Origin of the sequence: Vibrio sp. V39_P1S14PM300, assembly GCF_009904765.1 — a bacterium.
Classification (GTDB): domain Bacteria; phylum Pseudomonadota; class Gammaproteobacteria; order Enterobacterales; family Vibrionaceae; genus Vibrio; species Vibrio proteolyticus.
Genome location: NZ_WXWP01000038.1, coordinates 1 through 7,791, shown reverse-complemented (window position 1 = coordinate 7,791; position 7,791 = coordinate 1). Strand labels below are relative to the sequence as shown.

6 protein-coding genes are annotated in these 7,791 nt (G+C 49.5%); all 6 read right to left on the bottom strand.

Features of this window, described 5'->3' with window-relative positions; all coding sequences use genetic code 11:
* Nucleotides 1-1,515 (bottom strand): L,D-transpeptidase family protein (locus CAG65_RS02285; protein ID WP_161451897.1); only part of this gene is annotated, 1,515 nt, incomplete at its 3' end.
* A 202-nt stretch (nt 1,516-1,717) separates the two neighbouring features.
* Nucleotides 1,718-2,803, bottom strand: coding sequence for a DUF1513 domain-containing protein (locus CAG65_RS02280; RefSeq protein WP_021703597.1), 1,086 nt, complete (start codon nt 2,801-2,803; stop codon nt 1,718-1,720).
* On the bottom strand, nt 2,784-3,809 hold the full coding sequence (locus tag CAG65_RS02275; protein WP_161451896.1) for an imelysin family protein: 1,026 nt from the start codon (nt 3,807-3,809) through the stop codon (nt 2,784-2,786). The genes CAG65_RS02280 and CAG65_RS02275 overlap by 20 nt, the downstream gene beginning before the upstream one ends.
* Before the next feature lie 10 nt (nt 3,810-3,819).
* The gene (locus CAG65_RS02270) at nt 3,820-5,199 is read right to left on the bottom strand and encodes a di-heme oxidoreductase family protein (protein ID WP_161451895.1); all 1,380 of its coding nucleotides are present in this window, start codon (nt 5,197-5,199) and stop codon (nt 3,820-3,822) included.
* A gap of 94 nt (nt 5,200-5,293) precedes the next feature.
* Nucleotides 5,294-6,556 (bottom strand): imelysin family protein, encoded by a 1,263-nt coding sequence (locus CAG65_RS02265; protein ID WP_161451893.1) that lies wholly within the window; start codon nt 6,554-6,556, stop codon nt 5,294-5,296.
* A 237-nt stretch (nt 6,557-6,793) separates the two neighbouring features.
* Complete coding sequence (locus CAG65_RS02260) at nt 6,794-7,441, bottom strand: GTP cyclohydrolase II (RefSeq protein ID WP_021703601.1); 648 nt, start codon at nt 7,439-7,441, stop codon at nt 6,794-6,796.
* Nucleotides 7,442-7,791: the final 350 nt, after the last annotated feature.

Below are 7,791 nucleotides of genomic sequence, written 5' to 3'. Positions count from 1 at the left end.
ATAGTGTACTTGCCCTGATTCATACCAAACCGTTTGGTAAATAATATGCACGGGGATGCGCTGTCTCAGTGGAATCGACTTGTTGGTGCGCTCGTTGTACTGCGCGATTTTCATCTCATCTAAACCTTGTGTACGCAGCAATAATGCCGCGAATTCATCCGCATTCTGCACTCGGATACAACCCGAACTGAATGCGCGTTTCTCCTTATTAAACAAACTCTTACTAGGTGTGTCATGCAAATAAATCGCACGTTTATTGGGGGTGTTGAACTTGTACAATCCGAGTGCGTTCTGAGCCCCCGATTGCTGACGGAGACGGTAGGGAAACGCACGTGGATTGACGGTCGTCCAGTCTATCGCTTCTGGGCTGATCACTGCATCTGAATCCCAAGTTTCGAGAATTTGCATCTGATGCTTTTCAAGATAGGTGGCATCTTTTTTCACCTGCGGCAAAATATCCTCCACCATAATTTTCCGCGGCACGTTCCACGTAGGATTCAGGATCAAGGCATTCAGACTGGTTTTCATCACCGGCGTTTTTCGAGAGACCCGCCCTACAACCACTTTCGATTCAAAGACTTCATTGCCTAAATACCAGTAACGAATTTGATAACCAGGCACATTCACCAATATCAAGGTGTCATGCTGCATCGGCCACAATCGAGAACGTTCGATATTAAGTGCCAGCATGGCAACCCGCTGTGAGGGGGCAACATTTAACCACCTGACCGTTGCCGGGCCAATAACGCCGTCCTGGTTTAGTCCATGGATACGTTGAAATGCCTTGATCGCCGTTTCCAACGTATCGTCATACCAGGCCACATCGGTGCGTACCCGACTCACGTCGACATTCACCAGCTGGAGCCTTTGCAATAGAACATCACGGTCACTGATTGGATCGCCGACCCGCTTCAGGCCAACCTGGTGATAACGCGGCACATTAACATCTGCGTACTGCCCTAAGCTGCGGTAAGTATCGAGCAGTTGTTGGTACCCCGGTGAGGCGGGCGCAAAAATGTCAATGAACCCTGACAATCGCTTGGATTCAATTGCAGATTCCAGTGCCATTACCATTTCATTGCTCGGTGGCTGTATGGACTGGTTCAACTTGGTCCGAAAAAACCAGTTATACCCGATTTGAGGCGCAAGCTCAGCGTAACTCATATATAGCAGTAAGGTATCAGTAGCCAGAACATCAAATTCGAACCAGCTGTTGGCCGCCCGATAATATTTAAGGTAACTGAGCTGCCGGTTAAACAAAGGGCTGAAACCCGCCTGTTGAATCAGCTCGAGTTGAAATTCAAGCTTGTTGATCGGCTCGATATCCGTCCATATCAGGTCACGGCCATTGTTTTGATAAATCTGATTAACCACATCTGGATATTGCAGCAAAGACGGAATTTTCGAGTCGTTTTGAAACCATTCCAGCGTTTCATTGCGCGCTATCGCCCCCACCTGATACGGGATCATCAGTAGACAAATCAACCACCAGCTATAGTGTTTCCATGATCTCATCCTAAGCGTTCTCCCATTCCACTGCGTCAGTGCTAATGCTGTCGCAAAGCAGCAATACGCACTGAATACGCAATAAAAGTATGGCAGAGAATCAAGCGTTAGCTAGGGTTAACTTTTTGAGGCGGGACGGCAGCCCGGCGGACTTGGACACAATTCAGAAGGCCACACCGGGATTACCTGTCAGGGAAGGAAAGTCATCTGGCTAGCGAATGGCAGACCAGTGGTTATCCCACATCACGCCGGACGCGACACTCTGTTTGGCTTGTGGGTAAGGATGGGTGATCACGTTGCCCGACCCCGAGCTGATGCGAAATGCCTTGTCAGCAGTCACCACCCCGGAAGCATCCGGCAAAGCCGCCAGCTCCACCAGTTGTCGACTGGCTTTCGACCAGATCCCATAACAATTGCCCCGTGGTGAGGTCGCCAGAATCCACTCTTCTGTTGCAGCAATACTGGCAATGTAATGATTGAAACGCGCCCACTCTTCGGGTTCAGCATCGAGCGGAATCATGGCGCCTCCTCGGGTGTGCATCGCAAGAAGAGCAGGATATTCATCCGGTTCGCCCCGATATTGCTGACCACACAACACCGTGTGATCGCCATCGTGCGCCAGATGGCGAATACTAAGGTGGTGATCCCCCAACGAAACTTGATCCAACAATTGACCTGTTGGGCTCAGGTAACTCAGGCTCGGCTGCATCGAATCCAGATTGAGTGGCGCCCTTCCATTGGTGTGCACACCACCGACCCCAATAGCCAGTGTATCGTCCGGCATGAGAATAACCTCATGCGGCCCCAAACCAAAGCCATGAAACTCTTCGACTTTACGATATTGCTGAGTAGAGTCATAGACACCAATGATACCGCGACTGGTACCGCGCTCACCTTCTGTCGCATACAACCAGCGGCCGTCATTGGAATACACACCATGACCATAGTAATGACGATCCTTGGCCGCCAGTGTGAGTGTTACTGTTTCGCCGGTGCGATAATCAAACACCAGAAAAAACGTCCCAGGACGACGGCCGAACGCAGCGGCGTGGCCTGATTTAGTGTTGATTGCTACCCCATGCCCTCGGGCGGGTAATGGCACCTGAGTCAGCGGCATACCGGACTCATCGGCCACTACTGCAGAAAATTGTTCCCGGCCACGAATCGCGCAACCGACCAGTGCGGGCGCAGGTGTACCAGCCGAAGCGAACGAAAGCGGCATCATTGATACCGCGCCTCCGGCAAATGCGGCTTTAAGCAGGCCGCGTCTTGTTTGATCAGTCACCATCGGTTGCATTGAATCCTATTACGACGCCCAGCTCTACCGCGACTTCTTCATGAATCAAATACTTAAGCTGCTCCAACTTGTTAAATTGTGCCAGCACCGATTGATAGCCTTCACGACTTTGCAGCAAATCAAACAAGCTCGATTGTTCAGGCCAAGCCATCAACGTCGCTTCAAACTGCGCTTTGATTGAGTCTGCCAGATCTGCTTTACCGCGTTGGCGCAGCAACTGGTCCAAACCCTTACCGTCGGCCAGATACAGAGCCTGTAACGCTTCTACGTTGGCTTTGAGATTGAGCATTGAGCTCTTCGAACGCCAGGATTCTGAGAAGTACGGTCGAGGATGTCCGATTTTTGCCATTGGTCGGCTGAGTTTTTTCATGCTGTATTCAAGTTGATTCGACAACACAGCAATGTATTCCGCATACCAGTTTTGCGTATCCAGTTGGATCCATGGATTGGTTTCCCACGCTTTTGCAATATGCGCCGCATTGATTAGCAAATTGCCACTTATGGCGACACCCGTGTCGCAGGTGGCCGGGTTTGCCACTAGATCGGAGGCTCGATCATAAAGCAGCCATTCAATGGCGCCCAATCCCTGCACCGTAACACTTTGCTTTGAAATTTGTTCTGGCGTCCAGTGTCGCTGCTGTTCGACCAACGCCGACATTTTACGACCAGTGGTATTTTTCTTGTCTGGCCAGAACTGAATATTCCAGCTCTGCTCCAGCGCTTGCGATGGGCCACGCTCTTGACCCTGCAACGCCATCCAGGCATTCATAGTTTGGTGCCACTGTTTTTTCACTGATTCTGGATGGTTGCGACCGTCTGCACAATACGCGGCAAACGCTTTGTTAAGCGCTTCCGCTGCGCTTGAGAAACGCTGAGCCGATGCAGATTCCAGCTGATAAACCGGATGACTGATATGCGGCGTTGGCGACGCAGCAGAGACACCACCGGCAAACCCGCTCAGACTGACTATCGCGACACCAAAACGCGCGAGTTGACTACAATTCATGGTTATCCCCTTATAGTGAATTCAGAAAGGCGATCAGCGCCTGACGTTGTGCGTCATTAAACTTGAGTACGGCTTGTTTCGCAGGCTCCGCCTCACCGCCGTGCCACAATACCGCTTCCATTAGATTACGAGCCCGGCCATCGTGTAAATAATACGTGTGCCCATTCACTTCCTGCGTGTAACCAATCCCCCACAATGGCGACGTCCGCCACTCTCGCCCATTAGCAAGGTATTCATCGCGATTATCTGCCAACCCTTCCCCCATATCGTGGAGCAACAGGTCTGTATAGGGATGAATTTCCTGTCCTGATAACGCCGGAAGATCCGCACGCACCGCCGTCTTCACACTCGGTTTGTGGCAGTTGTCGCAACCGGCTTCGGCAAACAAGGTTTGTCCATACTTGACCGCCGGATCGTTCACATTGCGTCGCACTGGTACCGCCAAATGCTGAGAATAGAACTCAACGAACTTCAGAATCTTATCACTGACTTCCGGCGAGCCGCCTTTTGGTAACTCATCACACAACGTCTGCTTTGCGGTACAGTTTTCGTTAGGAAACAGGTTACTGGTCAGTCCAACATCGCCATTAAATGCGGCCGCATTTTGTTGCATCAGCGTCGGTTGACCAGCTTTCCAGCCAAAACGACCGATGGCAAATTGTTGTTTTTGCACATCCCACACCCGGTTTACTTTCCCCGAAATGCCATTACGACCGTCACCAGATTGTGCCCAGGTCAGCAGCGTGCTGTCCGGTATGCTCTCTAACAAGCCCAGGCCAATCATCGGCGGAGCAACACGAGCAGAGAATTGAGTCTCAGGGTGCATTGGGCCGTATTGCAAGTCCACAATCTTAAGCTTCGGTTTGCGTAACGTCACTTGTGTCCCGTCAGAAAAAAGGACAGGAATCGATGTGTATGTAATATCGACCACCCCTTCTGCCTTTTGATCCGGCAACGCGAAATCCTGCAGTTGCGCCCCATAAGTCGGCTCAGGCACGACACCGTCTCGAATAAACACGTGTTTCTGTTCTGCGGTCATCGCTGGAATACTGAGCCGAACCAGCATCGACACCGCATGCTGGTCATTTCGCTCAGGTGGATGACCACGACCATCTTTGATGTGGCAGTTCTGACAACCGTTGGTATTGAACAGTGGGCCGAGTCCATCTCTGGCGTCGGTTGAAGACGGAGACTGAACCCAAGGGTTACGGAAAAAACTGTTCCCAACACTAAAATCCAGACGCTTAGCAAGTGGCAGGTTGGACGCCGGCAGTGAGTAGGCATTTGGCCCTTGCTTTTTTGTGCTCGTGTCGCCGCCGGACTTGACTCCATACGCCATCGCATGGGTTGATAACAACGCCAGGGTGGCCGCAGCAAGGTACTTTTTCATAACATGGCTCTCATGCAAAAAAATCGCCGCTTCTCACTCAAATGCAAACGGCAAAAGGGCTCATAGTGAGCCCTTGGTTATGTTGTTATTCTGCTTAAAATTCGTGATCAGCTGTGTCCGGGTTCAAGCTGTCGATACCAATCACATTAGCCGCGCGTTCAATCGCAGACGTTTGTGCCACCAGTGATGTAATCGTGTCATTCACCAGTGCATTGCCTTTCGCATTGCCTGCAGCAATCAGTTGATCGAAGTGCTGATTGTCTTTTTCAGCAGAGATCACTAACTTGTTGACCTGGAGCAGAGTGGTATCAAACTGCTGCTGAATTTCCTTGGCTGCTTGAGCATCTTTTTGCTCTACCAGCGCCGCGATACCCGGGCCGCTCAGGGTTGAACCATCAGCACGTTTATATTCACCCGTGTAAACGTTGTAAATTCCCTGCTCATTGTAATAGTGCGAGTTATGCGTATTGTCGGAGAAGCAATCGTGCTCATCTTCGGTCGAGTTCGCTTCCAACGCCACTTTCATGCGTTCGCCAGCCAGCTCACCCAGCGACAAAGAACCCATACCGAACAGCATTTTACGAACGCCATTTTCAGCAGGCTCATTGAGCAGAGATTCGCGGTAGTTGCCTTTTTCGTCAGCCGACCACTGTTTTTCCATCCACGCCAAATCCTGCACCAACAGGTCCGCAGCAGCTTTGAGGTATTCACCACGGCGATCACAATTATCATTCGTACAGCCTTCACCCACCACAAAATCGGTGTACGCACGCGCACCGGCTCCTGCGTTGGTGCCATTCAAATCTTGCCCCCACAGCAGGAACTCAATCGCATGGTAACCCGACGCCACGTTTGCTTCTGAGCCGCCAACTTCGTTCAGATTGGCAATCAACTCAGGTGTAATCTTTGCGGTATCAATGGTTGTCGCTCCGATTTTCAGTTGCTTGTTGGCGACAATATTCGCCTGCGCACCTTCATTGCCAAGCTCATATTGATAGTCCGAACTCACGTAATCGATCAGCCCTTCGTCCAGCGGCCAGGCATTCAATTGGCCTTCCCAATCATCAACTACGGCGTTACCAAAACGGAAAACTTCAGACTGTTGGTAGGAAACGCGTGAAGCCAACCAGGCTTGCTTTACTTGGTTAAGTTTGGCTTCTGACGGAGCCGCCAGAAACGTATCAATTGATTTGTCCAACGCTTGTGCGGTGGTCAGTGAGTCGGCAAAGACAGCATGCGCAAGATCAGCGTAATGTTCGACAACTTGATCCTGAGTTACGTTGGTCGCCATCACTGAACCGCTCAATGCAATCAGAGATGCAGCAAGAGAACGGGTTAGAAAAGGGTTTACAGTCATTTTGAAGCATCCTTGTTGAGCTACTTGTAATCTTAATTCATTGCTAGTGCTAATTATTCTCATTTGCACTTCTAAAGTCAGATAATACAAATTTACATTTTGTTTTCAACTTTTTTGTTTCAAAACACTTCAAAGCCAGCACATTTCTGCTTTCAATACACAACCACACTCACATCATTACCGATGTAGTGGTCAAAAAAAGCCCCGCAAAAGCGGGGCTTAACCGATAGTAACCGGCTACAGTTTGAGATGGTGCTTCCCGTGGGCGACTTTGGCCTTGAGGTAATTTTCATTACCAGACTTGATGTGCGCCGATGTATTCACCACTTCTTCAATATCAATACCGTGCTCTTTAAGCTCACGTACTTTCTTAGGATTATTAGTCACCAGACGGATCTTAGATACCCCCAGAGCTTTCAGCATTTGTGCCGCTTCAGTGAAATCGCGCAGGTCATCACCAAAACCAAGATGGTTATTGGCTTCGTAGGTATTCATTCCTTCACTTTGCAAACGGTAAGCGTCAATCTTATTGTAAAGACCAATACCACGACCTTCCTGACGCAAATAAAGGATAATGCCGCCTGTATCGCCCATCTTATTAATGGTTTCTTCCAACTGCTCACCACAGTCACAGCGTGAAGAGTGGAACACGTCTCCGGTCAGACATTCTGAATGCATACGAACCAGTGGTACCGGGTCATTGTGATCGGCCTGTTTAAAAATAACCGCAACATGTTCTTTGTCCGTTTTCAGACCACGGAATGAGAGAATTTCCGCATCAATGTTGCTTTTGGCTCCGACTTTAAAATCTACTCTGGCTCTTACTTCCGCCATATTCCCACTCACTTGCAATGTCGCACGCTGCGATACTATTAAACCATGCATTACTGCACTCTCTGTTGCCACTTATCATGGGGGTTGATACCCGAGATTTCAACGATTAGATCACTTCTGTATCTCGCAGCTCCCACCCCGTCTAGTGCTGGGAAGAGCGGAAGCACACAGCAATCCACAGGCATTCACCAATCGATGCAGCAAAATGTTATAATATAACATTTTAGTTTAATGGCAATAAAAAACCTTCGTCAGATGACTAACGAAGGTTTCTGGGAAATCCGTATAAAGTTAAATGATATTAGTGTGTTTGCTTTTTCTTCCAAACAGAAAGTTCAATCCACACATTTTCCAACTCTCTTAATTCTTCTTCCGTTAATAACGAAAGCGTTGGCTTAGAT